Here is a 26752-nt window from a genome sequence, read left to right as displayed (position 1 = left end):
TCGCCCACGGCTGAAGCGACGGCCGGCGTGTCGGGGCGGCGACACTGAAGTGCGTGAAGCGATATACCTCAGCGTCATAAATATGACGCTGAGGTATATCGCTTCACACTCGATAGTTCCTTCGCCGGAAGTCACGCACGGTAACTGGCGGCGAGATGCAGCCCGTAGCCGTCAGACGATGCCGTCCCACACCATCTTGGCGCCGCTGTCACCGGTCAGGTAGACGTAGACCAGCGCGAACACGGCGAGCACGGCGGCCACGGCGGTGAGCGCCAGCGGCAGCCAGCGGGGCAGGTTCCGGGCCCGGGCGAAGCCCGCGGTGGACAGCAGCAGCAGGAGCGCCGCCACGGCCAGGCCGAGCGTGAACCAGAGCAGCGTCTCGCCGTACTCGGCATGTTCGTGGATCTTCTGAAGGCCCTCGGGCGGATAGCCCCGCGACCGCAGCGCCTCCTCCAACTCCTCGCCCGACTCGGTCGCCACCCAGGCCACGATCGGGGTGACCACGGCCAGCGCCGCCACCGCCCAGTCCAGTCGGGGCCGCCAGCGGGGCAGTACGCCGTACGCGACGGTGAGCACGGCCAGCAGCGGCACCAGCACCACCACGGCGTGGATGACCAGAACGTGGCCCGGGAGGCCGTTGATTTCCCTGAACACCGACACCTCCGGCGAGTGGACGGATTCGCGCGGTCAGCGTACGACGCTGCGCCGCCGCACACCTGATCACACGTACGGGTCGCCGTGCCGGTTCACACGGCGGCCGGGACCGGCGTGGCGGAACGCTCACTTGTCGGCGCGGCCGGCTCCGTGCTGTCATGAGCGCATGGCCACGGGTGAGGAACTGCTCCGGTCGCGAGGGCTGCGGGTCACCCGGCCGCGGCTGGCCGTGCTCGCCGTGCTCGCCGACGGCGGTCACCTGGAGGTCGACGAGATCACCCGGCGGGTCCGCGAACGGCTCGACTCGGTCTCCACCCAGGCGGTCTACGACGTGCTGGGCGCGCTCTCCCGCGCCGGCCTGTCCCGGCGGATCGAACCGGCCGGCAGTCCCGCCCGCTACGAGGCCCGCGTGGGCGACAACCACCACCACGTGGTGTGCCGTGGCTGCGGCGTGATCGCCGATGTCGACTGCGCGGTCGGCAGCGCCCCCTGCCTGGACCCGAACGAGGCCCACGGCTTCCAGCTCGACGAGGCGGAAGTGACGTTCTGGGGTCTCTGCCCGGCCTGCCAGTCCCGTCGTTCCGCCGACGACTGAGCCGGCCCGACCGGGCCGATCCGGCCGGCGTGGCACTCTTGATCGGTGGACACCGACGACCTCGGCCTGTTCGGTCCGGGATCGGTCACGTGGAAGGTGCACGAGGAACCGATCCTGATCGTCGCCGGCCTGCGCTCGCTCTACCTGCAGGCGTTACACCCACGCGCGATGGCGGGCGTCGCGCAGAACAGCAACTACCGCGCCGACGCGTGGGGCCGGCTGGTCCGGACCTCGACCTACGTGGCGACGACGATCTACGGCACCACCGCCGAGGCGGAGGCGGCCGGCCGGCGGCTGCGGATGCTGCACGCCCGGATGCGCGCCACCGACCCGGTCACCGGCGAGGAGTTCCGCGTCGACGAGCCGGACCTGCTGCGGTGGGTGCACGTCACCGAGGTCGAGTCGTTCGTGAGCACCGCCCGCCGGGCCGGGCTTGCGCTGACCGACGACGAGGTGGACGGCTACTACACCGAGCAGCGCCGGGCCGCGGCCCTGGTCGGCCTGGACCCGGCCGGGGTGCCGGGCACCGCCGCCGAGATCGAGGCCTACTACCGGGACGTACGCCCGGAGCTGCGGATGACCCGCGAGGCGGCCGAGACCGCGCTGTTCCTGACCGCCCCGCCGATCCCCTGGAAGCTCAACCTGCCGGCGCGGCTCGGCCTCAGTCTCGGCCCGCCGCGCTGGGCGTACCTCGGGGTGGCCGGCACCGCGTTGGGTCTGCTGCCGCCCTGGGCGCTGCGCCTCTACGGCGGGCTGGGCCTGCCCACCACCGCGCTGTCGGCGGAGGTGGGCGTGCGGGCGTTGCGGCTGGCGCTGGCGGCGGTGCCGCGGCGCTATCGGGAGGGGCCGTTGCAGCAGGCCGCCAAGGAACGCGCCGCCCGCCTCGCGGCGGCCTGAGCCGGCGGCTGCGGCGGCCGGCAGCGGCGACAGCGCGGTGCCGATGAGGGGCTGCGCCAGCGGGGGCCGGTTTCAGCCGGCGTCGGCGGTGGGCTGCGCGGGACGGTCGACGGCGGACCACGGCTCCTTGCCGGGGACCTGGGCGCCGGTGGGGCAGGTGCGCCGGTAGTCGCACCAGCCGCAGCGCGGCCCCGCCTCGGTGGGGAACGCCTCGTCCGGGTCGGCCCCGTCGGCGACCGCCCGCTCGGCGGCCATGATGTCGCGGGCGGTGTCCTCCGCGCGGGTCAGCTGCCGATGCAGCGACTCCGGCGTGTGCTCGTGCGCGGCGACCGTGCCGGTGGGCAGGTGGTGCAGCTCGACCCGGCGGCACGGCCGCCGGAACACCCGCTCGGCCGCGTACGCGTAGAGCGCGAGCGCCTGCGAGCCGCGCGCGTCGTCGGCGTCGAGCCCGGTGCGGCCGGTCTTGTAGTCGACGATGACCAGCTCGGGCCGCCCGTCAGGGCCGGGGCGGGAGTCGATCCGGTCGGTGCGGCCGTTGAAGGCGAGCACCGCTGTCTTCACCGCCACCACCCGCTCCACCCCGACCGGCTCGTCGGCCGGGTCGAGACCCGCCACGTAGGACTCCAGCCAGGTCAGCGCCCGCCGGAACGCGTCGCGCTCCTGCTCGTCGTCGCGGTACCCCTCGCGCACCCAGGTGCCCTTGAGCAGCGTGCCGAGCATCTCGGGGCGGCGGCGGTCGGGGGCCAACGCATACCAGTTCTTGAGCGCGGTGTGGACGCTGGCGCCGAGCGAGTTGTGTGCCCACGGCGGCCCTTTCGGCGGGGCGGGCCGGTCCACGTACGCGTAGCGGTAGCGCCGGGGGCAGTCGGCGTAGGCGCCGAGCTTGCTGGGTGTGCAGACGAAGAGCCGTTCCGGCATGCCCTCGAAGCCGAGCTGCTCGGCCTGCTCGGCGCGGGGCCGGGGCGCCCGGCCGCCGGTGGGTCGGCTGCTCGACGCGGGGCGGCCGGTCGATGGGGGTCGTCGCACGCCTGCGATCCTGCCACCCGGGTCCGACACCGGACGACAGGCTCAGGCGTTGTTGACGTATTCGGTCACGAACGCGGCGATCGCGTCGGCGATGAGCTGCACCGCGATGGCGGCCAGCAGCAGGCCGGCGATCCGGGTGAGCACCTCGATGCCGCCCGGACGGAGCACCTTGACGATCCCGCCGGAGAAGCGCAGCACCACCCAGACCGCGACCATCACCGCGACGATGGCCAGGGCGATCGCGACGTAGTCGGTGACGCCGCCGGCCTGCTGCACGAACAGCATGGTGGCCACGATCGCGCCCGGCCCGGCCAGCAGCGGGGTGCCCAGCGGCACCAACGCGATGTTGGAGGTGACCTGCTGGCTCGGGTCGTCCGCCTTGCCGGTCAGCAGCTCCAACGCGACGAGTATCAGCAGCAGCCCGCCGGCGGCCTGCAACGCGGGCAGGTCGACGTGCAGGTAGGCCAGGATCGTCTGCCCCGCCACCGCGAAGATCACGATGACCCCGAGCGCCAGCGCCACGGCCTGCCAGGCGGCCCGGTTCCGGTCGCGGGCGGGCAGCGGCCCGGTGAGCGCGAGGAAGATGGGCATCATTCCGGGCGGGTCGACGATCACCAGCAGGGTCACGAAGACCTCGCCGAAGAGCTTGAGATCCACGCGGACACGGTAGCCGTGCCGCCGGAACGCTTCAGCCTGAAGCGACCGGGGTCACCCCCCGGGCCAGCGCGACGATCCGCTCGTACGCCTCGGGGGCGGTGGTGTACGCGCCGAGCCGGACCGTCTTGTGCGTGCCGTGGAAGTCCGACGCGCCGGTGACCAGCAGCCCCAACTCGGCGGCGAGCCGGCGGACGTGCTCCCGTTCGGCCGGGCTGTGGTCCTCGTGGTCGGCCTCCAGGCCGGCCAGTCCGGCCGCCGCCAACGCCGCGATCAGTTCGTCGGGCACGATCCGGCCGCGCCGGCTGGCCCTCGGGTGGGCGAAGACGGGCACCCCGCCGGCGGCCCGGACCAGCGCGACCGCCCGGAACACGTCGATGTCGTCCTTGGGCAGGCGGTACCGCTCCCCCAGCCAGTCCCTGCCGAACGCCTCGGTGGTGGTGGCGACCAGGCCGGCCCGGATCAGCGCCTGCGCGATGTGCGGCCGGCCGACCGTTCCGCCGGCCGCCCCGGCCAGGATCTCCGACCAGCTCACCGGGATGCCGTCGGCCTGGAGCAGCCGGACGATCCGCTCGCCGCGTTCCTCGCGGGCTCGCCGGACCCGGGCCAGTTCGGCGGCCAGCTCCGGTTCGGCCGGGTCGAAGAGGTACGCGAGCAGGTGCAGCGGGAGCGCCGGCTCGGTACCGGACCAGCGGCAGGAGAGTTCGGCGCCGCGGACCAGGGTGAGACCGGACGGCAGGGCGGCGACGGCCGCCGCCCAGCCGGCCGTGGTGTCGTGGTCGGTCAGGGCCACCACGTCGAGCCTGGCGTCGGCGGCGGCCCGGACCAGTTCGGCCGGGCCGAGCGTGCCGTCGCTGGCGGTGGAGTGGGCGTGCAGGTCGATGCGGGCGGGAACGCTCACCGACCCGACGCTACGCCCCGTCGGGCAGCGCGGGGGTGTCGGCCACCACCACCGGCCGTTGCCCGGGCGCCATCCCGTCGATCGTGGACGGGGTCGGGCGTTCGCCGGCCAGCACCCGTTCCGGCCGGACCCGGACCAGCCCGCCGGCGGCGTCCACGTGCAACGCGACACCGGCCCGGGTCCAGGCCACCAGGCCGACCAGCTTCGGGCCGGCCGGGTGGGTCGCCGGCGCGGCGGCCGGGTCGGCCAGGTCGATCAGCAGGGCGGTCCGCCCGGTGCCGTTCACCAGCAGCCACCGCCCGTCCGGCGAGACGGCGCCGAGCCCGTCGGCGGCCAGCTCGGCGACGCAGCCGGTCCGGGTCGGGGTGAGACCGCGCGCCGGGTCGAGCAGTGCCACGCAGGGCCGCCGCGTCGACCCGGTGGTGACCAGGGCGACGAGCCGGCCGTCCGGACGGGTGCCGTAGACGACTCGGACGTCCGGGTTCACGGTGCCCGGCGCGCCGCCCATCGCCCGCCGCCAGACGCTCATGCCACCCTGGCCGGGTTGGGCGATCAGCACGTCGTCGCCGGTGAAGCCGACCGGCACGACGCCGGTCGGCGCGCTCACCCGGCTGGGCGCGATGAGCTGGCCGGCGACCACGCTGGCGGCGACCACGTCCGGGCCGTCCCGCCAGGCCACCTGCCGGCCGTCCGCGGAGACCGCGACCGCGTCCGCGGCGGCGAGCATCACCTGCGGCGTGCCCCCGTCGGCCGACACCCACCAGAGGGTACGGCCGGCGGCGGTGGCGGCCGAGGTGAGCAGCCAGCCCTCCCCGTCGTGGATCCGCTGCGCCCGTTCGACGCCGTCCACGCCTGTCAGTTCCCGACGCTGGCCGCCGCTGGTGTCGAGCTGGTCACCGACGAGCAGGTCGAGTTCGGCGCGGACCGGCCCCGGCCGGTACACCGGCGTCGGCTCGCTGGGCAGCGGGGAGAGGGAAAGCCCGGGCGGGTCGCCGAGCACCACGGTCGGCGTGCCGCCGCGCCCGTCCGGCCCGCTGAGCTGCGCCATGCCGGTGGTGACCAGCACCGTGGCGACGCCGGCCAGGGCGAGGCCGGTGAGCGTCCGGCGGCGTCCGGTGCGGCGGGCCCGGCGCAGCACCTCCCCCGCCGGGTCGGCGCGGCGCGGCGCGGGCGTGTCGACCCGGCGGGAGAACGTCTCCCGCAGCGCCCGTTCCAGCTCGGCCTCCCCCACGGGGAGTGGACGCTCCGGGCTGCTGGTTCGGTTGTCACCGGAGGGCCGGGCGCCGCTCATCGGGTCTCCGCCGGGATCGGGGCGGCGGGACGGACCGGGGCCGACGCGGTCGCCGCCGGCGGCGTGGTCGGGGCGGGCGGTGGGGCGGCGGGCTGCCGCGTGGACCCGGCCGGAAGTCGCGGCGTCGACGTCTCGACGGATGACGGCGTGGCACCGGCCGGACGGCGAGCGGGTCGGGGGGCGGCCGGCGGCCGGGCCGACCCGGCCGGGAGGCGGGACGTCGGCGGCACGACGGGCTGCCGGGCCGCGGGCGCGCGCCCGACCCGCGGACCGGCCGGGGCCGGCAGGACGCGGGGTGGGGTGGCGGCCGGGCCGGGTGCGGGGGCCGGCTCGCCCGGCAGGCCCAGGGCGGCCTCCGAGCCGAGGCGGCGGCGCAGCGTGTTCAACGCCCGAGAGGTCTGACTCTTGACCGTGCCCGGGGAGATCTCCAGCAGGGCGGCCGTCTGCGCCTCCGACATGTCCTCGTAGAAGCGGAGCACCAGCACGGCCCGCTGGCGGGCGGGCAACGCCTGGAGGTGCCGCCAGAGCGCGTCCCGGTCGAGCTGGTGTTCGATCTCGTCGACGCCGGCCCGCTCGGGCAGTACCTCCGTCGGCCGTTCACCGTGCCAGCGGCGACGCCACCAACTGGTCGACGTGTTGACCAGGACCCGGCGGGCGTACGGCTCGATGGCGTCGATCCCGCCGAGCCGCTTCCAGGCCAGGTAGGTCTTGGTCAGCGCGGTCTGGAGCAGGTCCTCGGCGGTCGCCCAGTCACCGGCAAGTAGATAGGCGGTACGCAGCAGGGCGCCGGACCGGGCCGCGACGAACTCGCGGAACTCCTCCTCCAGCGGATCCCTGCTCGTCACGCCCACCTCCGCGCCCCCGTCCTGCCTGGCAGGCTCCCACGACCGAGCGGGTCGGGTCGACGGCGAAAGGTGCGCAGTCCTTGAGATGTTCGGACGAAAAGTTTCAGGCGCCGTCGTCGGCCTTGGCCTCGTCGGCCTCCTTGCCCAACCGCGCCTCGACGGCCTGCGGCTCGTACATCTCCTCCACCACGCGCAGGTAGAGCTCGTTCGGGTTGGGCAGATTCTTGACCTCGCGGAGCGCCTGCTCCTGACCCGCCGACTCCAGCACGAACGTGCCGTAGTTGAGGGCCCGGCCGGTCGGGGTCTGTTCGTACTTCATGTCGGTGACCCGGACCAGCGGCATCATCGCGACCCGGCGGGTGATGATGCCGTTGACCACCATCACCCGCTTGTTGGTCAGGATGAAGCGGTCGTACCACCAGTCGGCGACCCGCCAGGCGACCCAGCCCATCACCGCGAACCAGAGCAGCACCGCGATGGTGGTCAGCGCGCCGACGTCCCGCCCGGCGAGGAAGCCGGAGAGGTAGCCGAGCACGAACGTGGCCGCGATGCCGACGATGATCGGTGTGCTGAGGTGGATCCAGTGCCGCTTCCACTCGCCCCGGTAGCGCTCGGTGGGGAAGAGGTAGCGGGCGACCAGCGAGCTGGGCTCGTCCTCCAGGGGCAGCACCCGGCGCGGGGCCATGCCGGAGGCGTCGACCCGGAGACCGGCCAGCTCCTCCTCGGAGATCGGCTGCTCCGGATAGCCCTCCGGGTCACGCGCCCAGGCGCGACCGGAGCGACCCTCACCGGCGAAACCCGGTCCGTCGCCGAACGCGGCGTCGCCCGAGAGGGAGGGGCCGGCCCCGTAGCCGGGACCGGCGCCGTAGCCGGGACCGTCGTCCGGGTCGATCCGGGGGATCGGCTCGGTGTCGCGCTCCCGGCGTGCCCGGTCGGGATCGTCCGGGTCGAAGGGGGGACCGGAAGGGCTTCCCATGGCCGGCTAGGCGACCAGGTTGGTGAAGAAATCACCGAAGCCCTGCGCGATGTCCATGATGCCGCCACCGAGAGACTTGAACACGTCGGCCGCCGAGTTGGGTCGGTAGGCGACGAAGAAGATCAAGAATGCGATGCCGGCCCAGGTGAGGACCTTCTTGACCATAGCGGGCCATCCTCTCGCGCGGAGCCGGGTCCAAGTACCGCAGCGGCACCCAGAGTATCAGCATGGTGTCGTACCGTGAATATCTGCGTCCGTTCCCCGACTCGCCGGTGCCGGCCGGTCAGGCCTGCCCGTGCAGGTACGGGGACGGTGCGCCATACACGAGCTCGGGCGGTGTCCACTCGGTGAGGTCGCACAGGACGACTTCTTCCGCGAGGAGGTGACCCGCGCTCGCCGGCCAGGCTATCGCATGGAGCCACATTCCCCGAGCCTCACCGGCGTACGCGCTTCGATCCGTTTCGGACCGGACGAGCCACAGTGGAGTCGGATGGCCGGCCACCCGGATCTTCGCGTGCGGCACACGCTCCGGGTGACCAGGGCCGGGATCGGTCAGCGCCTCCTCGACCTGAGGGCCGGGATCGGGGCCGGGGAGTCCCGCGAAGCGGGAACCCAGGCCCACACCGGGCTCCTCGGCGACGAAGATGAGGTCGGCCGGTCCACCGTCGAGCAGCGCCGGGCCGGCGCAGGCGACCACCGTGGCCCGGATGCCGGCCCGGTCGTCGCCCGCCCAGGCCACGCCGGTCAGCGTCCAACCCGGTGGGAGCGGCCACGGACACCAGAGCGGCACGCCGGGCCGGTCGGGCGTGTCGCCGTCGGCGGCCACCCGCTCGACCACGCTCGCCATGATCTCGGCGCCGATGTGCTCCGGCACGTGCAGGGGCGGGACCGGGCCGCAGCGCAGGCACCGGTACTCGCCGTGCATCAGGTCCGGCTCGCGTACCGGGCCCGCACATCTCGGACAACTCACCGCGACAGTCACGCCTTCACCGTCCCGCCGAGGCGGCGAGCCGTCAAGCGGGGCGGGCCGACGAACGTGGGATTTTCGCCCGGCGACACACTCGCGATCCGTCAACCGGGCGGCGGCGGGCCGGCGTACGACCGGACCCAGGCGTGCATGGCGATGCCGCTGGCCACCCCCGCGTTGATCGAGCGGGTGGAGCCGTACTGGGCGATCGAGAACAACGCGTCGCAGGCCGTCCGGGCCACCGGGGACAACCCCGGCCCCTCCTGGCCGAAGAGCAGCACGCAGCGGCGGGGCAGGACGGCGGTCTCCAGCGGCCGGGAGCCGGGCAGGTTGTCGATGCCGACCACCGGCAGCCGCTCGCCGGCCGCCCACGCGACGAACCCCTCGATCGTCGGGTGGTGCCGGACGTGCTGGTAGCGATCGGTCACCATGGCGCCCCGACGGTTCCACCGCCGGTGCCCGACGATGTGCACCTCGGCGGCGAGGAACGCGTTGGCGTTGCGGACCACGGTGCCGATGTTGAAGTCGTGCTGCCAGTTCTCGATCGCCACGTGGAAGTCGTGTCGCCGCCGGTCCAGGTCGGCCACCACGGCCTCGCGCCGCCAGTAGCGGTAGCGGTCCACCACGTTGCGCCGGTCGCCGGCGGCGAGCAGCTCCGGGTCGAGTCGCGGGTCGTCCGGCGGGTCACCGGTCCACGGCCCCACCCCCACGTCGAGCTGGTCCTCGGTCACGGTCGCCGAGCGTACGCACCCGGCGGCGCGCGCCGTCAGCGCAGGTCGAGCGCGCCGGCCAACCGGTCCAGGAAACGCCGGTCGGCGGGGCTGGGCGCCGTCCCGCCGGCCCGGCAAACCCGGGCGGCCACCGACTCCAACCACTGCCGGTACGCGGCGGAGTCGGCCGGGTCGGCCCGGCGGCGCAGCACGCGCACCGCGGCCCGGGCGGCGGCGAGCAGGTCCACCAGATCGGTGAGGCGCTCGGCCCGGACGGCGGCCCCGTCGTGACGCGCGTAGATGGCGGTGACCACCGCGCGGATCAGGTCACTGTCGAAGGCGCGGCCGGCGGCCACCGCGTCCAGGCCGGCCAGCCCGGCGGCGATCCCCCGTGGCGGGCGACCGGGGCCGGGCGACGCGGCGGCGACGAGGACCCGGCCGGGCAGGTCGGTCAGCAGGTCCCACTCCGAGGCGGAGTAGGCGGCGGTGGTGAGCGGTGCGGCGCGGCGACCGGCAGAGGGCGGCTCTCCGGCGACGGAGTGGCTCATGGGGACCTCCAGCCAGAGCATATGCCCCGGAGGCCGGTCCGGGTCCCGTCCCCCGGGAACGGGACCGGGACCCGGTCGGCGGGGTGCCCGACTCAGCGCGGCTCGGGGAAGCTCGGGCGCTCCGGGTCGACGCCCTCCGGCACGGCGGCGGCCGCGTACTCCTGCTTCGGAACCATGACCTTGCGGCGGAAGACGCAGACCAGCGTGCCGTCCTGGTTGTAGCCACGGGTCTCCACCGCGACCACGCCGCGGTCGGGCTTCGAGGCCGACTCGCGCTTGTCCAGCACCGTGGTCTCGCCGTAGATGGTGTCGCCGTGGAACGTCGGGGCGACGTGTCGCAGGGACTCGATCTCCAGGTTGGCGATCGCCTTGCCACTCACGTCCGGTACGGACATGCCCAGCAGCAGCGAGTAGATGTAGTTGCCGACCACCACGTTGCGCTTGAACTGGGAGGCGGACTCGGCGTAGTGCGCGTCCAGGTGGAGCGGGTGGTGGTTCATGGTGAGCAGGCAGAAGAGGTGGTCGTCGTACTCGGTGACGGTCTTGCCCGGCCAGTGCCGGTAGACCGCGCCGACCTCGAACTCCTCGTAGTAGCGGCCGAACTGCATCCTGGTCCCTTCGACGGGCGGCGATGGAGTTCGGCACAGCATGCCTTACCGCTGGTTAAGGCAAGGGGCGGGGCGCTCGCGCGGTGGAAATGTCACACCGGGCGCCACCCGGGGGGAGACGCAATGAGCGGCGGGGCCCTCCCCGGCACCCGCCGCCCACGCTCTGATGTGAAAGATTCTGCCGTACGGGGCCAGCATTCGACAGAGACCGGCGTCACATTTATCTTTTCGTAACAATACTCAGAGTTACTGCCCGCCTCCCCCTAAGCGATCTCCGCAGGCCGGATCACCGCTTGTCAGCACGCAAATTACCGATTCGTAGCGGCAACACAGCGTGATCTCCTTGGAAACGCTCCCATCACGTCCCGTCACGCAAATGCGTCCTGCACTTGCAAGTCGCACGATCTTGCGAACAGATAAGGTTCGATGTGCTGGAGGACGCGTCCGGAGCGGCCGGCGTTTCGTCGCGCAGGTCACGGGAATTCTCACGGACCGACCCTGGTTCCACCGGACGTACGGCAATCCGCGGTGATCGGAGAGAGCACATGGCAACGGTTGAGCTGACCACGGCCAACTTCGACGAGGTGACCAGCCGGGACGGCATCGTCCTGCTCGACTTCTGGGCGGACTGGTGCACTCCGTGCAAGCGCTTCGCGCCTGTCTACGAGCGCTCCTCGGAGAAGCACCCGGAGATCGTCTTCGGCAAGGTCGACACCGAGGCGCAGCAGGAGCTGGGGGCCAAGTTCAACATCAGCTCCATCCCGACCGTGATGGCGATCCGCGACGGCGTCATCGTGTTCGCCCAGCCGGGCGCGCTGCCCGAGTCGGCGCTGGAGAACCTCATCGAGCAGGTCGAGCAGCTGGACATGGACGACGTCCGCAAGAAGCTGGCCGAGCACAAGCACTGAGCAAGGCGCGTCTTCCGCCGCCGGCCGGGCCCGTTCGCGGGACCGGCCGGCGGCGTTTCGCGTGCCCGGGTGACCGGCGGGACGGGCAGCGGGAAATGGCCGACTGAGGGACAGTTCCGGACGGTTCACTCCCGTATCGTCACGACCTGATGGAGACCTTGACCGCGCGCGGGCGCGCCGTCCGGCTCGGCGCCACCCTGCTCGGGATGGCGCTGCTCCTGCTCGGCACCGTGCACGGCACGGACGACGACTTCCCGTTCGGGCCGTTCCGGATGTACTCCACCTCCGACCCGCCGGACGCGCCGGCCCCCGACACCCGGGTCGAGGGCGTCGACGAGATCGGCGCCGTGGTCCCGCTCGGCCAGGACGCCACCGGCATCCGCCGCGCCGAGATCGAGGGCCAGCAGGACCGGTACGCCGCCGATCCCAGCCTGCTGCGCACCGTCGCCGAGGCGTACGCGGAACGCCACCCCGGCGCGCCGGCGCTGGTGGAGGTGCGCATCGTGGTCCGCCTGCACGACATCCGGGGCGGACGCCCGACCGGCAGGTGGACCGATCGCACGGCCGTACGCTGGGACACCGCCGGATGACCGGCTGGCTCACCGAGGCGGTGCCGCGCGGCCGGGTCGCCGCGTTCCGCACGCTCGTCTACCTCTTCGTCGCCGCCGACCTGGTCGTCTTCACCCCCTGGGTCCGCACCCGCGTCGACGTGCCCGGCGACCTCTACCAGCCGCTGCTCGTCGGCCGGCTGCTCCCGCTGCCCACGCCCACCCCCGCCCTGGTCGGCGTGGTCTTCTGGGTGCTGCTGGTGGCCGCGCTGCTGGCCGCGACCGGCCGCGCGCCGCGGCTGCTCGGCTGGACGGTCTTCGCGCTCTACTTCGAGTGGATGATCGTGGCGATGAGCTACGGCAAGGTCGACCACGACCGGTTCGGGCTCCTGGTGGCGCTGGCCGCGCTGCCCACCGCCGGCCGGGCCCGGCACGGCGACCCGACCCGCACCGAGGCGGGCGGCTGGGCGCTGCGGGTCACCCAGATCGCGGTCATCTGCACCTACTTCCTGGCCGCCTGGGCGAAGTTCCGCTTCGGCGGTCTCGACTGGGCCACCGGCTCGGTGCTGGCCCGGGCGATCATCCGCCGCGGCACCGACCTCGCCGACCTGATCGCACAGGTGCCGCACCTGCTGATCGTGGCCCAGTTCGGCATCCTGGCGTTCGAGCTGCTCAGCCCGCTGGCGTTCGTGCTGCCCGCGCGGTGGCGGACGACCATGGTGGGCTTCTTCTACTCGTTCCACCTGGTGACCGTCGCGACCATCACCATCTCGTTCGCGCCGCACCTGGTGGCGATGACCGCGTTCCTGCCGCTGGAGAAGGTCCGCCCGGTGGCGTTCGCCCGCCGCCTGCGCCGCCGCCCCACCCCGCCCCCACCATCCTCCCCGCTATCCTCCCCGTCGCCCGCCACGGTGATCAAGGAGTTCGCGTCTCCGCAGAGATCGACGCCGACCCAAACTCCTTGATCAGGCCACAGTGGGGCCGGGGCGGGGGTCGGGGTTCCGTGGGAGTGGGCGGTCAGGGGGTGGGGTCGGGGCGGCCGGTCGGACCGTAGAGGCGCTCGCGGGCCTCCTGGGGCAGGGCGCACGCGGCGGTGCCGCCGGGCAGCCGGTGCCGGTTGCGGGCCACCCAGCGGTACGCGGGCCAGGCCGCGGCGCGTACCGGCGGCAGCCGTAGCCCACCCCCGGCGACGCGCCAGAGCGGCCCGCTGTCGCCGAGCAGCCGCGCGATGGCGTCCGGCCCGGCGGCCCGGGAGCCGTCGGTGCCCACCCACTGCACCGCCTCCTCGCACTCGGCCTCGGTCAGGCCCAGCGCCGCCAGGTCGGCGAACTGCCACGGGACCACCCGGGCCCCGGTGGGGATACGACGTTCGATGAACTGCGCGCAGCGGGTGCAGAACGCGCAGTCGCCGTCGTACACGAAGGTCGACGTCTCCATGCGTCCATCCTGCACCCGGGTCGGTCGCGACGGCACGCGGTGTCCGGCGCGTCACTTGCGCTTCGTTCGTACACGTGTTCGAATGAACGCCATGCGCTGGGACAACCTCTCCGCTCCCCCGGACGAGGGGACTCCTGACCGGGCAGCGCCGGCGGCTCCACCCCTGCCGCTGGCGCTGCCCCACGCGGTCGTCCGCACGTTCGACACCCCCGACTTCGCCGGCATGACGTTCTACGAGGTGCAGGCCAAGTCGATCATCAACCGGGTGCCCGGTCAGTCGCGCGTGCCGTTCGAGTGGACGGTCAACCCCTACCGTGGCTGTTCCCACGCCTGCACCTACTGTCTTGCCGGCGACACGCCGATCCTGATGGCGGACGGTCGCACCCGGCCGATCAGCGAACTGACGCCCGGCGACCGGATCTACGGCACCCAGCGGCGCGGCGCCTACCGGCACTACGTCGTCACCACCGTGCTCGACGCCTGGTCGACGGTGAAGCGGGCCTACCGGGTCACCCTGGCCGACGGCACCACGCTGGTGGCCAGCGGCGACCACCGCTTCCTCACCGAACGCGGCTGGAAGCACGTCACCGGCGGCATGCGCGGCGGCGGGCGGCGTCCGCACCTGACCACCCGCAACCGCCTGCTCGGCACCGGCCGGTTCGCCGTTCCGCCGAAGCGTTCCACCGACTACCACCGGGGTTACCTGCACGCGCTGGTCCGCGACGCCGACCCACGCCGGCTGCCACGGCACGAGGCGGCGGCCGACGGCCCGCGCCTCCGCTTCCGGCTGCGCACCGTCGAGGCCGAGGCGCTGGAGCGGGCCGAGCGGTTCCTCGCCGACGCCGGGGTCGACGTCGAGCGGACGACCGGGCGACCGGCCCGCCGGTTGACCACCCTGCGCACGGTGGGGCCGGTCCGGGCCGAGGTCGTCGCCGCGCTGGTCCGGCCACCCGACGAGCCGACCGACGACTGGCGGCACGGCTTCCTGGCCGGCATGTTCGACGCCGCCGGCAGTTGCCGCCGGGGCGTGTTCCGGATCGGCGTCACCGACGACGAGAGCCGGCGCCACACGGTCGAGGCGCTCGACCGGCTCGACTTCCGGTGGGCGCTCGACGATGCCGGCAACCGCAACGGGGGCCTCCAGATCCGGCTGACCGGCGGACTGCCGGAGCGGCTGCGTTTCTTCCACCTGACCGATCCGGCGGTCACCGACCGCCGCTCGATCGAGGGCACGGCGCTCAAGTGCGCGGCGCGGCTCCAGGTGACATCCATCGAGGACCTCGGGCTGGAGCTGCCGCTGTGGGACATCACCACCGGCACCGGCGACTTCATCGCCAACGGGGTGGTCAGCCACAACTGCTTCGCCCGCAACACCCACACCTACCTCGACCTGGACGCCGGGGCCGACTTCGACCGCAAGGTGATCGTCAAGGTCAACGCCGGCGAACTGGTCCGGCGCGAGCTGGCCGCCCCACGCTGGCGGGGCGCGCACGTCGCCATGGGCACCAACGTGGACTGCTACCAGCGGGCCGAGGGGCGCTATCGCCTCATGCCGCCGATCCTGGCGGCGCTGCGCGACTTCGCCAACCCGTTCTCGATCCTGACCAAGGGCACCCTGCTGCTGCGCGACCTGCCCCTGTTGCGCCAGGCCGCCGAGGTCACCCGGGTCGGGCTGTCCTACTCGGTGGGTTTCGTGGACGAGACGCTCTGGCGCCTGGCCGAGCCGGGCACGCCGAGCCCGCGCCGCCGGTTGGACGCGGTCCGCCGGCTCACAGACGCCGGCTTCCCGGTCGGCGTCCTGATGGCCCCGGTCCTGCCCGGCCTCAGCGACGACGAGGAGTCGATCGACGCCACCGTCGCGGCGATCGCCGCCGCCGGGGCCGTCGACGTGACGCCGCTGCCCCTGCACCTGCGCCCCGGCGCCCGGGAGTGGTACGCGCGCTGGCTGGCCCGCGAGTTCCCCCACCTGGTGCCCCGCTACCGCCAGCTCTACCAGGCCGGGGCGTACGCGCCGCAGGCGTACCAGCGGGAGGTGACCGCGCGGGTGCGGATGGCGGCCCGCCGGCACGGCCTGCACCGCGGCGAGGTCGGCGACAACCGGCGGCTGCCCGACACCGCGCCACCGACACCGGCCGCCGAACAGCTCGCCCTGCTGTGACCGGGCCGGCGGGTTAGTCTCGGTGGATGCGGTCCGCCCAGCAGCTCCTCGCCGACTCCGCCGTGATCGCCGTCGTCGGGGCCTCCCGTGATCCGGGCAAGGCCGCGCACCGCGTGCCGCTGGAGATGCAGCGGCACGGGTGGCGGATCATCCCGGTGAACCCGACCGTCGACGAGTTGTTCGGCGAGAAGGCGTACCCGACGCTTGCCGACATCCCGCACCCGGTCGATCTGGTGGACGTGTTCCGCCCGGCGCCTGACGCGGTCGAGGTGGTCCGACAGGCGGTGGCGATCGGCGCGCCGGCGGTCTGGTTGCAGCTCGGGATCGTCTCCGCCGAGGCGCGCCGGATCGCCGAGGCCGCCGGCATCGACTACGTCGAGGACAGGTGCCTCATCGTGGAGCGGGTCGCGGCCGGCCTGACCCGGCACGGCTGACCGTTTCGACAGGCAGCGCCCGCCGACCCCGTCGCGCGCCGGCCGAAGCGTTGAGAGGGGGCCCCTTCTCGACCGGAAACGTTAAGAGGGGGCCCGTCCCTCAGAGCTTGTACTCCTTGAGCAGGCCGCGGGAGATGATGGTCTTCTGGATCTCCGAGGTGCCCTCGCCGATCAGCAGGAACGGGGCCTCCCGCATCAGGCGCTCGATCTCGTACTCCTTGGAGTAGCCGTAGCCGCCGTGGATCCGGAACGCCTCCTGGACCACCTCGGCGCAGTACTCCGAGGCGAGCAGCTTGGCCATGCCGGCCTCGACGTCGTTGCGCTGGCCGGCGTCCTTGAGCCGGGCCGCGTTGACCATGAGCGCGTGCGCGGCCTCGATCTTGGTGCCCATCTCGGCGAGCTTGAACGCGATCGCCTGGTGCCGGGCGAGCGGCTGGCCGAACGTCTTGCGCTGCTGGGCGTACGCGACGGCCAGCTCGAACGCGCGGATCGAGATGCCGCAGGCGCGGGCCGCCACGTTGACCCGGCCGACCTCGATGCCGTCCATCATCTGGTAGAAGCCGCGGCCGACCTGCTCCTCGCCGCCGAGCACGGCGGAGGCGGGGACGGCGACGCCGTCGAGCACCATCTCGGTGGTCTCGACGCCCTTGTAGCCCATCTTGTCGATCTTGCCGGGGATGGTCAGGCCGGGCGCGGTCTCGCCGAAGCCGGGCTCCTTCTCCAGCAGGAACGTGCTCATGTTGCCGTAGACCGAGTCGGCCCCGGTGTCGGTCTTGACCAGGGTGGCCACCACCGAGGAGTACGCGCCGTTGGTCAGCCACATCTTCTGGCCGTTGAGCACGAAGGTGTCGCCGTCGCGGACCGCCTTCGACTTGATCGCCGAGACGTCCGAGCCGCACTCCGGCTCCGACATGGAGAACGCGCCCCGCACCTCGCCGGTCGCCATCCTCGGCAGCAGGCGGGCCTTCTGGTCGGCCGAGCCGTGCTGTGAGACCAGGTACGCCACGATGAAGTGCGTGTTGACGATGCCGGAGATCGACATCCAGCCCCGGGACAGCTCCTCGACCACCAGCGCGTAGGTCAGCAGCGACTCGCCGAGACCGCCGTACTCCTCGTCGATGGTGAGGCCGAACAGCCCCATCTCGCGCATCCCGTCGAGGATGTCGGTCGGGTACTCGTCGGCGTGCTCCAGCCGCTGGGCGTGCGGAATGATCTCCTTGTCGGCGAACTCCCGGACCGTTTCCAGGATCGACCGCTGCACATCGGTCAGGCCGGGCGTCTGGGCGAGTCGGGCCATCTCAGCCTCCGGGGTCGGCGCATTACTCATGGGTAACTGAACGCTCGGTCAGTATCGGCCCCGCAACCGGCCGCGCCAAGGTGACCAGTCCACACAACCGCTGTGAAAAGGTTCACCGCTGCGGGTAGCGTCCGCAAGAGAAAGGGCGGTTGACCTGCGGATCCGAGGGGGCCGGCGTGACCGACGAGCAGCCACCGTCGCCGTACGAGCCGCCGGACCGCAGCCAGCCGCACGGGCCGCAACCGCCGTACGGGCACCAGCCGCAGTGGGGACAGCAGCCGCCGTACGCCCCGCAGCCGCCCTACGGCCAGTACGGCCCGCCCGGCGAGGGCCCGCGCCCGCGCGGCGGCCCCAACGTGCTCGCCATCCTGTCGCTGGTCTTCGCGTTCGTCTTCGCGCCCGCCGGCATCGTCTGCGGCCACCTAGCCAAGCGGCAGATCCGGCAGACCGGCGAGGAGGGCGACCAGCTCGCCACCTGGGGGCTGATTCTCAGCTACGTCTTCACCGCGCTCGGCCTGCTGGTCTGCTGCGGCTGGATCGGGCTGGCGATCTGGGCCAACGCCGACAACAACGGCTACTGACGCGTCAGCGGAACTGCGCCTCCCGGACGCTGTTGCCGCCGTCCACCACCAGCATCTGCCCGGTGATGTACGACGCGGCCGGTGAGCAGAGGAACGCGATCGCGGCGGCCACCTCGTCCGGCAGGCCGGGTCGGCCCACCGGCGTGCCGAGCCCCTGCTTGATCTCGGCCATGGTGGACGCGGCGGTGTGGATGATGCCGGGCGCCACCGCGTTCACGGTCACCCCGTCGGCGATCATCTCCATCGCCAACGCCCGGGTCAGCCCCACCACGCCGGCCTTGGCCGCCGCGTAGCCCGCCTCGGTGGGCAGCGCGTTGACCGGACCGGCGGTGGCGGCCAGGTTGACGATCCGCCCCCAGCCGCGCTCCGACATCCCGTTGATGAACGCGCGGCTGCACAGGAACGCGGTGGTCAGGTTGCGGTCGATCTCGCCGCGCCACTCGTCGTAGGTCAACTGGGCCACCGGCCGCAGCACCTCCGGGCTGGCCCGGCTCGCCAGGCCCGCGTTGTTGACCAGCACCTCGACGTCGCCGAGCTGCTCGGCCACCGCGTCGGCGAGCGCACCCACCTCCGACTCGTCGGTGAGGTCGGCGACGAAACCGGTGACGCCCAGCTCCTCGGCGCGGTCGTGGATCCGTCGGGTGGTCGACACGATCGCCACCCGGGCGCCCAGGTCGGCCAGCCGGCGCGCGGTCGCGTACCCGATGCCGTCCGCGCTGCCCGCGCCGGTCACCAGCGCGACCCGGCCGTCCAGCCGCATGGTGGCCGGCTCCGGGAGCGGCGCGGCCCGTTCCTGGTCGGCGGCGCCCGCCGGCTCCCCGGCGCGCGGGCGGCGCACCGACCCCGGCCGGCTCGTGTCCCGTCGCGACCGACCCCCACGCGCGTCAAGTGCCATGTCGAGGATCCTGCCCGCTGTGGACCTTCCGGGCAATGCGGCACCCGGAAAGGGGGTGCTCCGGGTTTTCCGTTGGTGGCTACCCTGACCCGGACCACGTACCTGGAGATGATCAGATGAGCTATCCCCCGCCGCCCGGTGGCTGGCACGACCCCTCGGCCGGGCCGCATTCGAGCCCGCCGGTCGACCCCTACGCGCCCGAGGACCCGTACGCGGTCGGGAAGTCGCCCTACGCGCCCCCGCCTGGCGACCCGTACGCGGCGCCCGGCTACCCGCCGGCCGGCTACCCGCAGCCGGGCGCGTACCCGCCGCCCGGCGCGTACGCCGGCTACGCGCCGCCGGCGAGCCGGACGAACACGCTGGCCATCGTGGCGCTGGTGCTCTCGCTGATCGGCTTCACGTCCTGCATCACCGCGCCGGTCGGCGCGATCATGGGACACGTGGCCCAGCGGCAGATCCGGGAGACCGGCGAGCAGGGCGAGGGGATGGCGAAGGCGGCCATCATCGTCGGCTGGATCCTCACCGCCCTGCTGGTCGCCGGCATCATCTTCTACATCGTGATGATCGCGATCGCCATCAACTCGGACAGCTCCACCAACTACTGACGCGACCGGGCCGCCCCGCGCGGGGCGGCCCGGCGCGCGGTCACGCCGAGGGCGGGGTGAACGAGGAGGTACGCGTCATCCCGGCGGCCCGGCCCTTGGCCGAGATCACCAACGCCATCTTGCGGGACGCCTCGTCGATCATCTCGTCGCCGAGCATCACCGCGCCCAGCTTCCCGCCCGCCTCGGACGTGTAGTAGTCGTACGCGTCGAGGATCAGCTCGGCGTGGTCGTAGTCGGCCTGCGCCGGCGAGTAGACCTCGTTCGCGGCGTCGATCTGGCCCGGGTGCAGCACCCACTTGCCGTCGAAGCCCAGCGCGGCCGAGCGCTTCGCCACCTCGCGGAACGCGTCGGTGTCGCGGATCTGGAGGAACGGGCCGTCGATGGCCTGCTTGTCGTGCATCCGGGCGGCCATCAGGATGCGCATCAGGATGTAGTGGTAGGGATCGCCCGGGTAGTCCGGGATCAGCGCGCCGACCACCAGCGACTTCATGTTGATCGAGGCCATGAAGTCGGCCGGGCCGAATATGATCGTCTCGACCCGGGGCGAGGCGGCGGCGATGGCGTCCACGTTGACCAGGCCGGCGGCGTTCTCGATCTGCGCCTCGATGCCGATCCGGCCGACCTCCAGGCCGAGCGTCTTCTCGATCTGCGTGAGCAGCAGGTCCAGCCAGTGCACCTGCTCGGCGTTCTGCGCCTTCGGCAGCATGATGCAGTCCAGGTTCGCCCCGGCGCCCTCGACCACCTCGATGACGTCCCGGTAGGTCCACGGCGTGGTCAGGTCGTTCACCCGGACCACGCGGGTCCTGCCGGCCCAGTCCCCCTCGTTCAGCGCGGCCACGATGTTCTTGCGCGCGTCCGGCTTGGCCAGCGGGGCGACCGCGTCCTCCAGATCCAGGAAGACCTGGTCGGCGGGGAGGCCCTGGGCCTTGCCGAGCATCTTGACGCTGGACCCGGGAACCGCCAGGCAGGACCGGCGGGGGCGACCGACAGCGGTCATGGATGCGCTCCTATCAGCGTCCGGCGGCAGCACGCGACGCGGCGGTGGAAGTCGGAACTTAACGATCCCAAAGGACGGGGCTACGTCACGGTAACCTCGTGCCGTGACCGGGGTGAATGGACCTGTGGAAGATCTCACTGAGCGTCGGATCGTGGTGCTGACCGGCGCGAGTTCGGGCATCGGGCTGGCCGCCGCCGTCGAGCTGGCCCGCCGCGGTGACCAGGTGGTGCTGGTCGGCCGGGACCCGGCCCGGCTGCGCGCCGCCGGCGAGCGGGTGCGCGAGTCCAGCGGCGAGCAGCCGGAGCTGTTCCGTTCCGACTTCGCCGTGCTCGACGACGTACGCGGGCTCGCCGAGCGGCTGCGCGCGAACTACGACCGGATCGACGTGCTGGCCAACAACGCCGGCGCGATCGTGCTCGAACCGGTCACCACGGTCGACGGGTTCGAGCTGAGCATGCAGGCCAACCACCTCGCCCCGTTCCTGCTCAGCAACCTGCTGGCCGACCGGGTGCGCCGGATGGTGGTGACCGCCTCCAACGCGCACCGCAGCGGCGTGCTCGACCCGGACGACCTCAACGCCACGCTGCGCCACTACCGGCCGTTCCGGGCGTACGGCACCAGCAAACAGGCGAACATCCTGTTCACCGCCGAGGCGGCGCGGCGCTGGCCACGGGTGCGGTCGTACGCGTTCCACCCCGGCGTGGTGAGCACCCGGTTCGGCAACGAGAGCCGGGTGGTGGCGCTCGGCATGCGGCTGCTGCCGTTCCGCACCCCGGAGAAGGGCGCGGAGACACTGGTCTGGCTCGCCGGCCAGGACCCGTCCCGGCTGATCGACGGCGGCTACTACGCCGACCGCAGGCCGCACCGGCCGCGCCCCTGGGCGGCCGACCCGGCGCTGGCGGCCCGGCTCTGGACGGCCAGCGCCGAGGCCGTCGGCCTCGCCGGCTGAAGGACACCGCGCCGACCGGCCGGGCCGCCGCGGGACTCCGCGCCGGTCGGCCGGCTGGGACACTCGACGCCATGACGACGGGGAACGAGGTCCTGCTGGTCGCGTTGGTCGACCTGAGCGCCGACGCCGACGCCGGCCGGCGCTACGAGGACGCGGTGCTGGCGCTGCTCGACCGGCACGGCGGGCGGCTGGAGCGGCGGTTGCGCACCGGGGACGGGGAGACCGAGGTGCACGTGATCCGGTTCACCGCCCGCGACGGGCTCGACGCGTTCCTGGTCGACCCGGAGCGCACCGCGCTCCGGGCGGAGCTGGGCGACGCCGCCCCCACCACCCGCGTGCTGGAGGTCCACGACGTCTGAGGCGTCACTGCGACACGTGCACCGGAACGCTCGTCACCACCACGCCGGGCAGCGCCCGCAGCGCGGCGCGCAGCCGCTGCTCGGCGCGACTGTGCAGCAACCGGTGCCGACGCCGGCGCAGCACCACCTCCGGCACGATCACGGTGAGCGTCAGCTCCGGCCCGGCGGCGTGCAGCGCCTCCAGGTAGTGCGCCAGCGGCCCGATCACCGACCGGTACGGCGACACGATCGTCTCCAGCCGCAGGTGGTCGCCCCAGGCCCGCCACTGGTCCCGGAACCGGTCCGCCTCGGCCTCCTCCGGCGCGATGTGCACGGCCAGCGTCGGCCGGCCCAGCGAGGCCGCGTACGCCAGCGCGCGCAGCGAGGCCCGGTTCAGCCGGGCCACCGGCACGATCACCAGGTGGCGTACCTGCTGGGGCAGCTCCTCGCCCTCGGCGGAGCCGGCCGGGCCGGGCGGCGCCCCGGGCGGCGGCGGGTGCAGCGCCAGCGCCCGGTGCAGCGTGGCGTAGTGCCGGTGGATCCGGCGGAACAGCAGCACCAGCAGCGGCACCGCGACCACCACCACCCAGGCGCCCTCGGTGAACTTGGCGACTGCGGCGGTCAGCAGCACCAGCCCGGAGAGCGTCGCGCCGACCGCGTTCACCGCGAGCCGGCGACGCCAGCCCCGCCCGCGCCGGCGTCGCCAGTGCACCACCATCCCGGTCTGCGACAGCGTGAACGCGAGGAAGACGCCGACCGCGTAGAGCGGGATCAGCGTCTGGGTGTGCCCACCGAAGGCGACGAAGACGGCCGCCGCGGCGAGCGCGAGCGCGACCAGCCCGTTGCTGAACGCGAGCCGGTCACCCATGTGCAGGAAACGGCGCGGCGCGTGCCCGTCCCGGGCCATGAAGAACAGCAGCCGGGGGAAGTCGTTGAACGCGGTGTTCGCGGCCAGCAGCAGGATCAGCGCGGTGGTGGCCTGGAGGATCGCGTACCCGGGGCCGGTGGGGAACGTGACGCGGCCGAGCTGGGACAGCAGCGTCTCGTCCGCCCGGGGCACCAGGCCGTCCAGGTGGATCAGCCCGACCAGCGCGGCGAAGAGCGTGACCAGCATGGCGACCATCCAGCCCAGCGTGGTGCGGGCGTTGCGCCACTCGGTCGGGCGGAACGCCGGCACCGCGTTGGAGACCGCCTCGATGCCGGTCATCGACACCGCGCCGGAGGAGAACGCGCGCAGCACCAGTAGCAGCCCCAACCCCTCCGCGGCCGGCACCGCCGGTGGCGGCACCGGCGCGAAACCCCGCGCCGCGGCCTTCGCGTAGCCGACCGCCAGCACCGCGAGGACCACCACCACGAACGCGTACGTGGGCAGCACGAAGATGTTGCCGGCGGTGCGTACGCCACGCAGGTTGCCGGCGAGCAGCACGGCGATCACCAGCACCCCGAGCGGCACGGTCCACCTGGTGAACCCGGGCAGCGCCGAGGTGACCGCGTGCACGCCGGCGGCCACCGACACCGACACGGTCAGCACGTAGTCGAGCATCAGCCCGGCCGCGGCGGCCAGTCCCGCCGTTCGTCCCAGGTTGTCCCCGGCCACGAGGTACGACCCGGCGCCGTGCGGATAGGCCGGGATGGTCTGCCGGTAGGAGAGCCCGACCGCGACCATCAGCACCGCCAGCAGCGCGGCCAGCGGCAACGCCAGTCCGAGCGCGGCACCACCGGCCAGCACCAGCACGGCGAGCATCGCCTCCGGCCCGTACGCGACGGAGCTGAGCAGGTCCGAGGAGAGCACCGGCAGCGCGACCAGCTTGCGCATCCGCTCGTAGAGCACGGAACTGCTGGCCAGCGGCGGGCCGACCAGGGTCCGGCGTACCCGGGCCACCGCCCGGCCGGCCCGGTTGCCGGGCAGGTACGCCGGTCCGGTGGCGACCAGTTCGTCCGGTTGCGCCACGGTGAACAGGTCGATCGGGGCCAACCGCCCGAACCGGGTGGGTCGGGGCGGCTGCCCGCGCCGGCCGAGCGTCGGGTCGACGGGCAGGTCGCCGGCCTCCCGGGGGCCGCGCCAGCGCGTGCCGAGCCGGCCGAGCGCGGCCCGCTCCTCGGCACCGAGCGGCGGGAACTCGGCCGACGGCGTGACCACGGTGCCCGGCTCCGCCGCGTCGTCCCGCTCTGCCTCCACTCCCGCACTGTCGTGCACCGCGGCCGCTCCGGTGGCCGGTTCGGCGACAGTTCGGCCCGGGGAGACGCCTCCGATCGGCCCGGGAAGACGTCTCCGGCATCCCGGATCGCCGGAACGCGCATGATCGGAGCCGTGCACACCGCTGGACACCGCCCGCCGCTCGACACGCCGACCGTCGGCGCGCTCGCGCTTGCCGTCGCCGCCGTCTCGTCGTCCGCGCCGCTGGTGGCGTTCGCCGCCGCGCCGGCCCTGGCCGTCGCGTTCTGGCGCAACATGTTGTCGGTGGCGGTGCTCGGTCCGGTCGCGGTGACCCGTCGACGAGCCGAACTCCGGGCGCTCCTGGTCGGGCCGGGCCGCCGGGAGGGGCTGTACTGCGTACTCTCCGGGGTGGCGCTGGCCGCCCACTTCGCCACCTGGATGCCGAGCGCGAAGCTCACCTCGGTCGCGGCGGCGACCGCGTTGGGCGCGACGCAGCCGGTGTGGCAGGGGCTGATCGCCCGCTGGCAGGGGCACCGGCTGCCGGCGGCGGTCTGGGCCGGCATCGCGGTGGCGGTGCTCGGCGCGGCGCTCGCCACCGGCGCCGACGTCGCCGTCTCCGGCCGGGCGTTCGCCGGGGACCTGCTGGCCGTGGTCGGCGGCATGTTCGCGGCCGTCTACACCGCCCTCGGCGAGCGTGCCCGGGCCAGCGTCAGCACCACCGGCTACACCACCGTCTGCTACGGCGTGTGCGCGCTGATCCTGCTGGTGGTCTGCCTGGTCGGCGGCGTACGCCTGCACGGCTACGACGGCGGGACGTGGCTGGCCATCCTCGGCCTGGTGGCCGGCGCCCAGCTCCTCGGGCACTCGATGTTCAACTACGCGCTGCACCGGGTCTCCGCCACCACGGTCAGCGTGCTGATCCTGCTGGAGGCGCCCGGCGCGGCGCTGATCGGCTGGGCCTGGCTGGGTCAGCTACCCCGGCCGCTGGCCCTGCCCGGGCTGGCGCTGCTTCTGGTGGGCGTCGCCGTGGTCGTTCTCGCGGGCACGCGGGCCGGCCGCCGCGCCGCGCCGGTCCCGGTGCCGGCCGACCCGCCGCCGCTGCGGGACTGACCGCCGCTCCCTACGTTCCGTGGCGGGTCAGCGGCGGCGGACGCGGTGCAGGCGGAACGGCTTGCGGACGGCTCGGACCACGGACGCCGGGCGCGGCTGTTCGGTCAGCGGGCCGTCCGGCAGGTCGGCGCCGCTCACCGCCGTGGCGGCCGGCGTGAGCCGGTTGAGCGCGCAGCCCTCGGCCGCCCACCGGGCCACCAGCTCGGTGGCCGAGCCGGACGCGTTGAGCCGCTTCGCCGCCACCAGCGGCGCGACGGTGTCCCACTCCTCGGTGCCCGGCCGGAGCCGACCCACCCGCGCCGGCCAGCTCACGATCCGCCCGCCGTGGTCGCCGCGCAGCGTCACCTCGGCCGCCTCGGTGTCGGCCAGCCCGGGCGCCGCCTGCTCGCCGGGGCCTGTCACCACCAGCAGCGCGCCGTCCAGCGGCAGGCACCACAACGCGTACGCCGGGCCGTCGCCGACGCCGACCCAACAGACGGCGGCCTTCTTCACCGCCTCGTCCACCAACGGCGGGGTCACCCGTTCGTCCACCTCGTCGCTCACCCCACCATCCTCCCGCACCGTCCGGGACGGTGGGTGGCTCGACCGCCGACCGGGGCCGCCCGACGGCCGCCGGGGACCCGACAGGCGGGTGGTGGGTGCCCTTTCGAGCTGATAGCAGGAACGACTCAACGGGCGCGCGGGCCTCGCCGCGACGACGGCGCGGCCGGCGATATCACCGACGACTCAGCTCGAAAGGCGCGCGGAACCCCACCCGCACCCGCCTCACCAACCGGCCGGTGGACAGGGCTCAGCCGACGAAGGGCGGGACGGTGATCTCGCCGCGGGCCACCGGCACCACCTGACCCGAGACGGTCGCGCCGACCGCCGTCCCGCCGGCCGCGGTCACGGTGCAGGCCAACGACGAGGGCCGGTGGATCTCGATGCCCTGGCGCACCGCGTACGGCGTCCGACCCTCGCCCGGCAGCAGGCCGCTGGCGACCAGCCAGACGCCCAGCCCGAGCGCGGCCGAACCGGTGGCCGGGTCCTCCGGGACGCCGATCCCGGGCACGAAGACCCGGGCGTGCGCGGTTTGCGACTCCGGGTCCCAGGAGAAGAGGCTGACGTGCTCGACGCCGTACCGCTCCGCCGCCGCCGTGTTCAGTCGCGCCCGGGCCACCGCCTCGGGGCGTACCGGAAGGTAGGGGAACTCCAGCCCGCACCCGGCGACGCGCGGCGGCGGCCCGGCGTGGTCGGCCGCGGTGAGCCCGACGATCTCCAGCAACGGCTCCGGGTCGAGTTCCGGGCCGAGCGTCGGGGTGCCCCCGGTCAGCGTCGCGCCGGTGGGGGTCACCTCGATCGGCAGCACGCCGGCACCGCATTCCTGGGTGACCCGGCCCACCTCGAAGAGACCGCGCCGGCCGGCGGTCACCGCGGCGCCCACGCTGGGGTGCCCGGCGAACGGCAGCTCGTCGGTCGGGGTGAAGATGCGGGCCCGGTACGTGGCGCCGGCCTGGGTGGGCGCCAGCACGAAGACCGTCTCGGACAGGTTGAACTCCAGCGCGAGCGCCTGCATCTGCTCGGTGGCCAGCGTTTCCGCGCCGAACACCACGGCCAGCGGGTTGCCGGCGAACGGGCGGTCGGTGAAGACGTCCACGATCTCGTAGGCCAAGGTCGACATGCTGT

At 73.6% G+C, this 26752-nt stretch carries 31 protein-coding genes; 12 read left to right on the top strand and 19 right to left on the bottom strand.

The features are described 5' to 3' along the window. Positions 1-171: 171 nt before the first annotated feature. Positions 172-654: a DUF2231 domain-containing protein gene (locus ACZ6O5_RS11290; RefSeq protein WP_465976313.1), complete on the bottom strand. Its 483-nt coding sequence runs from the start codon at positions 652-654 to the stop codon at positions 172-174. A gap of 166 nt (positions 655-820) precedes the next feature. Here ACZ6O5_RS11290 and ACZ6O5_RS11285 point away from each other — a divergent pair, with 166 nt between their 5' ends. Both ACZ6O5_RS11285 and ACZ6O5_RS11280 read left to right on the top strand, forming a co-directional pair. Next, the gene (locus ACZ6O5_RS11285) at positions 821-1249 is read left to right on the top strand and encodes a Fur family transcriptional regulator (RefSeq protein ID WP_281943076.1); all 429 of its coding nucleotides are present in this window, start codon (positions 821-823) and stop codon (positions 1247-1249) included. A gap of 45 nt (positions 1250-1294) precedes the next feature. Beyond that, positions 1295-2146: an oxygenase MpaB family protein gene (locus ACZ6O5_RS11280; RefSeq protein WP_357292781.1), complete on the top strand. Its 852-nt coding sequence runs from the start codon at positions 1295-1297 to the stop codon at positions 2144-2146. Positions 2147-2218: 72 nt separating this feature from the next. Here the strand turns inward: ACZ6O5_RS11280 and ACZ6O5_RS11275 are convergent, their stop codons facing one another. From ACZ6O5_RS11275 to ACZ6O5_RS11225, 11 genes are all read right to left on the bottom strand, one after another. Further along, positions 2219-3172: a RecB family exonuclease gene (locus ACZ6O5_RS11275; protein ID WP_465976311.1), complete on the bottom strand. Its 954-nt coding sequence runs from the start codon at positions 3170-3172 to the stop codon at positions 2219-2221. A gap of 42 nt (positions 3173-3214) precedes the next feature. Beyond that, complete coding sequence (locus ACZ6O5_RS11270) at positions 3215-3829, bottom strand: MarC family protein (protein WP_343443615.1); 615 nt, start codon at positions 3827-3829, stop codon at positions 3215-3217. A gap of 31 nt (positions 3830-3860) precedes the next feature. After that, the gene (locus tag ACZ6O5_RS11265) at positions 3861-4727 is read right to left on the bottom strand and encodes a PHP domain-containing protein (RefSeq protein ID WP_465976309.1); all 867 of its coding nucleotides are present in this window, start codon (positions 4725-4727) and stop codon (positions 3861-3863) included. A gap of 10 nt (positions 4728-4737) precedes the next feature. Then, entirely contained in the window at positions 4738-6018 is a 1281-nt protein-coding gene (locus ACZ6O5_RS11260; protein WP_465976307.1) for a hypothetical protein, read from the bottom strand. Then, positions 6015-6863, bottom strand: a complete 849-nt coding sequence (locus tag ACZ6O5_RS11255; RefSeq protein WP_465976305.1) for a SigE family RNA polymerase sigma factor — start codon at positions 6861-6863, stop codon at positions 6015-6017. Before ACZ6O5_RS11255 ends, ACZ6O5_RS11260 begins: the two co-directional genes overlap by 4 nt. Positions 6864-6966: 103 nt before the next feature. After that, complete coding sequence (locus tag ACZ6O5_RS11250; RefSeq protein ID WP_281943086.1) at positions 6967-7839, bottom strand: PH domain-containing protein; 873 nt, start codon at positions 7837-7839, stop codon at positions 6967-6969. A gap of 6 nt (positions 7840-7845) precedes the next feature. Further along, positions 7846-8004, bottom strand: a complete 159-nt coding sequence (locus ACZ6O5_RS11245; RefSeq protein WP_013283898.1) for a hypothetical protein — start codon at positions 8002-8004, stop codon at positions 7846-7848. 118 nt (positions 8005-8122) lie between these two features. Next, the gene (locus tag ACZ6O5_RS11240) at positions 8123-8821 is read right to left on the bottom strand and encodes a DUF6758 family protein (RefSeq protein ID WP_465976303.1); all 699 of its coding nucleotides are present in this window, start codon (positions 8819-8821) and stop codon (positions 8123-8125) included. Between the two features lie 89 nt (positions 8822-8910). After that, entirely contained in the window at positions 8911-9537 is a 627-nt protein-coding gene (locus tag ACZ6O5_RS11235) for a TrmH family RNA methyltransferase (RefSeq protein WP_465976301.1), read from the bottom strand. Between the two features lie 35 nt (positions 9538-9572). Further along, complete coding sequence (locus tag ACZ6O5_RS11230; RefSeq protein WP_465976300.1) at positions 9573-10064, bottom strand: hypothetical protein; 492 nt, start codon at positions 10062-10064, stop codon at positions 9573-9575. Positions 10065-10156: 92 nt separating this feature from the next. Beyond that, positions 10157-10672: a MaoC family dehydratase gene (locus ACZ6O5_RS11225; RefSeq protein ID WP_357292824.1), complete on the bottom strand. Its 516-nt coding sequence runs from the start codon at positions 10670-10672 to the stop codon at positions 10157-10159. 545 nt (positions 10673-11217) lie between these two features. Between ACZ6O5_RS11225 and trxA the strand changes: the two genes are divergently transcribed. The 3 genes from trxA to ACZ6O5_RS11210 all read left to right on the top strand — a co-directional run bounded on the left by trxA (position 11218) and on the right by ACZ6O5_RS11210 (position 13093). Continuing rightward, positions 11218-11580, top strand: coding sequence for a thioredoxin (gene trxA, locus ACZ6O5_RS11220; RefSeq protein WP_281943096.1), 363 nt, complete (start codon positions 11218-11220; stop codon positions 11578-11580). A 149-nt stretch (positions 11581-11729) separates the two neighbouring features. Then, positions 11730-12170, top strand: coding sequence for a hypothetical protein (locus tag ACZ6O5_RS11215; protein ID WP_465976298.1), 441 nt, complete (start codon positions 11730-11732; stop codon positions 12168-12170). Further along, a complete protein-coding gene (locus ACZ6O5_RS11210; protein WP_465976297.1) occupies positions 12167-13093 on the top strand; it encodes an MFS transporter permease in 927 nt (308 codons plus the stop codon). The genes ACZ6O5_RS11215 and ACZ6O5_RS11210 overlap by 4 nt, the downstream gene beginning before the upstream one ends. Before the next feature lie 52 nt (positions 13094-13145). Here the strand turns inward: ACZ6O5_RS11210 and ACZ6O5_RS11205 are convergent, their stop codons facing one another. Continuing rightward, on the bottom strand, positions 13146-13565 hold the full coding sequence (locus ACZ6O5_RS11205) for a thiol-disulfide oxidoreductase DCC family protein (protein ID WP_465976295.1): 420 nt from the start codon (positions 13563-13565) through the stop codon (positions 13146-13148). Between ACZ6O5_RS11205 and ACZ6O5_RS11200 the strand changes: the two genes are divergently transcribed. Further along, positions 13501-15723 (top strand): intein-containing Rv2578c family radical SAM protein, encoded by a 2223-nt coding sequence (locus ACZ6O5_RS11200; RefSeq protein WP_465976293.1) that lies wholly within the window; start codon positions 13501-13503, stop codon positions 15721-15723. The two genes, ACZ6O5_RS11205 and ACZ6O5_RS11200, sit on opposite strands and share 65 nt — an antisense overlap. Positions 15724-15749: 26 nt before the next feature. Beyond that, positions 15750-16157, top strand: a complete 408-nt coding sequence (locus ACZ6O5_RS11195; RefSeq protein WP_465976291.1) for a CoA-binding protein — start codon at positions 15750-15752, stop codon at positions 16155-16157. A gap of 100 nt (positions 16158-16257) precedes the next feature. On the opposite strand, the gene ACZ6O5_RS11190 is transcribed toward ACZ6O5_RS11195, so the two are convergent. After that, complete coding sequence (locus ACZ6O5_RS11190) at positions 16258-17454, bottom strand: acyl-CoA dehydrogenase family protein (RefSeq protein WP_465976289.1); 1197 nt, start codon at positions 17452-17454, stop codon at positions 16258-16260. Between the two features lie 176 nt (positions 17455-17630). Here ACZ6O5_RS11190 and ACZ6O5_RS11185 point away from each other — a divergent pair, with 176 nt between their 5' ends. Then, complete coding sequence (locus ACZ6O5_RS11185; RefSeq protein WP_465976287.1) at positions 17631-18035, top strand: DUF4190 domain-containing protein; 405 nt, start codon at positions 17631-17633, stop codon at positions 18033-18035. A gap of 4 nt (positions 18036-18039) precedes the next feature. Here ACZ6O5_RS11185 and ACZ6O5_RS11180 read toward each other — a convergent pair whose 3' ends face one another. Beyond that, the gene (locus tag ACZ6O5_RS11180; RefSeq protein WP_281943110.1) at positions 18040-18930 is read right to left on the bottom strand and encodes an SDR family NAD(P)-dependent oxidoreductase; all 891 of its coding nucleotides are present in this window, start codon (positions 18928-18930) and stop codon (positions 18040-18042) included. Positions 18931-19046: 116 nt separating this feature from the next. Here ACZ6O5_RS11180 and ACZ6O5_RS11175 point away from each other — a divergent pair, with 116 nt between their 5' ends. Further along, complete coding sequence (locus ACZ6O5_RS11175) at positions 19047-19535, top strand: DUF4190 domain-containing protein (RefSeq protein WP_465976285.1); 489 nt, start codon at positions 19047-19049, stop codon at positions 19533-19535. A 40-nt stretch (positions 19536-19575) separates the two neighbouring features. Here the strand turns inward: ACZ6O5_RS11175 and ACZ6O5_RS11170 are convergent, their stop codons facing one another. After that, complete coding sequence (locus ACZ6O5_RS11170) at positions 19576-20532, bottom strand: HpcH/HpaI aldolase/citrate lyase family protein (protein WP_465976283.1); 957 nt, start codon at positions 20530-20532, stop codon at positions 19576-19578. Between the two features lie 124 nt (positions 20533-20656). Here ACZ6O5_RS11170 and ACZ6O5_RS11165 point away from each other — a divergent pair, with 124 nt between their 5' ends. Together ACZ6O5_RS11165 and ACZ6O5_RS11160 are read left to right on the top strand one after the other, a co-directional pair. Further along, the gene (locus ACZ6O5_RS11165) at positions 20657-21481 is read left to right on the top strand and encodes an SDR family NAD(P)-dependent oxidoreductase (RefSeq protein ID WP_357292891.1); all 825 of its coding nucleotides are present in this window, start codon (positions 20657-20659) and stop codon (positions 21479-21481) included. 71 nt (positions 21482-21552) lie between these two features. Continuing rightward, complete coding sequence (locus ACZ6O5_RS11160; protein ID WP_465976281.1) at positions 21553-21840, top strand: hypothetical protein; 288 nt, start codon at positions 21553-21555, stop codon at positions 21838-21840. A 4-nt stretch (positions 21841-21844) separates the two neighbouring features. On the opposite strand, the gene ACZ6O5_RS11155 is transcribed toward ACZ6O5_RS11160, so the two are convergent. Beyond that, positions 21845-23998 (bottom strand): APC family permease, encoded by a 2154-nt coding sequence (locus tag ACZ6O5_RS11155; protein WP_465976279.1) that lies wholly within the window; start codon positions 23996-23998, stop codon positions 21845-21847. 132 nt (positions 23999-24130) lie between these two features. Between ACZ6O5_RS11155 and ACZ6O5_RS11150 the strand changes: the two genes are divergently transcribed. Continuing rightward, positions 24131-25087 carry a DMT family transporter gene (locus ACZ6O5_RS11150; protein ID WP_465976277.1) on the top strand — a complete coding sequence of 319 codons (957 nt, stop codon included), beginning with the start codon at positions 24131-24133 and terminating at the stop codon, positions 25085-25087. A gap of 27 nt (positions 25088-25114) precedes the next feature. On the opposite strand, the gene ACZ6O5_RS11145 is transcribed toward ACZ6O5_RS11150, so the two are convergent. Both ACZ6O5_RS11145 and ACZ6O5_RS11140 read right to left on the bottom strand, forming a co-directional pair. Continuing rightward, entirely contained in the window at positions 25115-25630 is a 516-nt protein-coding gene (locus tag ACZ6O5_RS11145; RefSeq protein WP_465976275.1) for a hypothetical protein, read from the bottom strand. A gap of 247 nt (positions 25631-25877) precedes the next feature. After that, positions 25878-26747, bottom strand: coding sequence for a PhzF family phenazine biosynthesis protein (locus ACZ6O5_RS11140; protein ID WP_465976273.1), 870 nt, complete (start codon positions 26745-26747; stop codon positions 25878-25880). Positions 26748-26752 lie beyond the last annotated feature (5 nt).

The sequence above is a fragment of the Micromonospora sp. NPDC049201 genome, from assembly GCF_055586805.1.
Note: the sequence above shows the minus strand (reverse complement) of the source record. Positions and strands in the feature narration are given on the sequence as shown.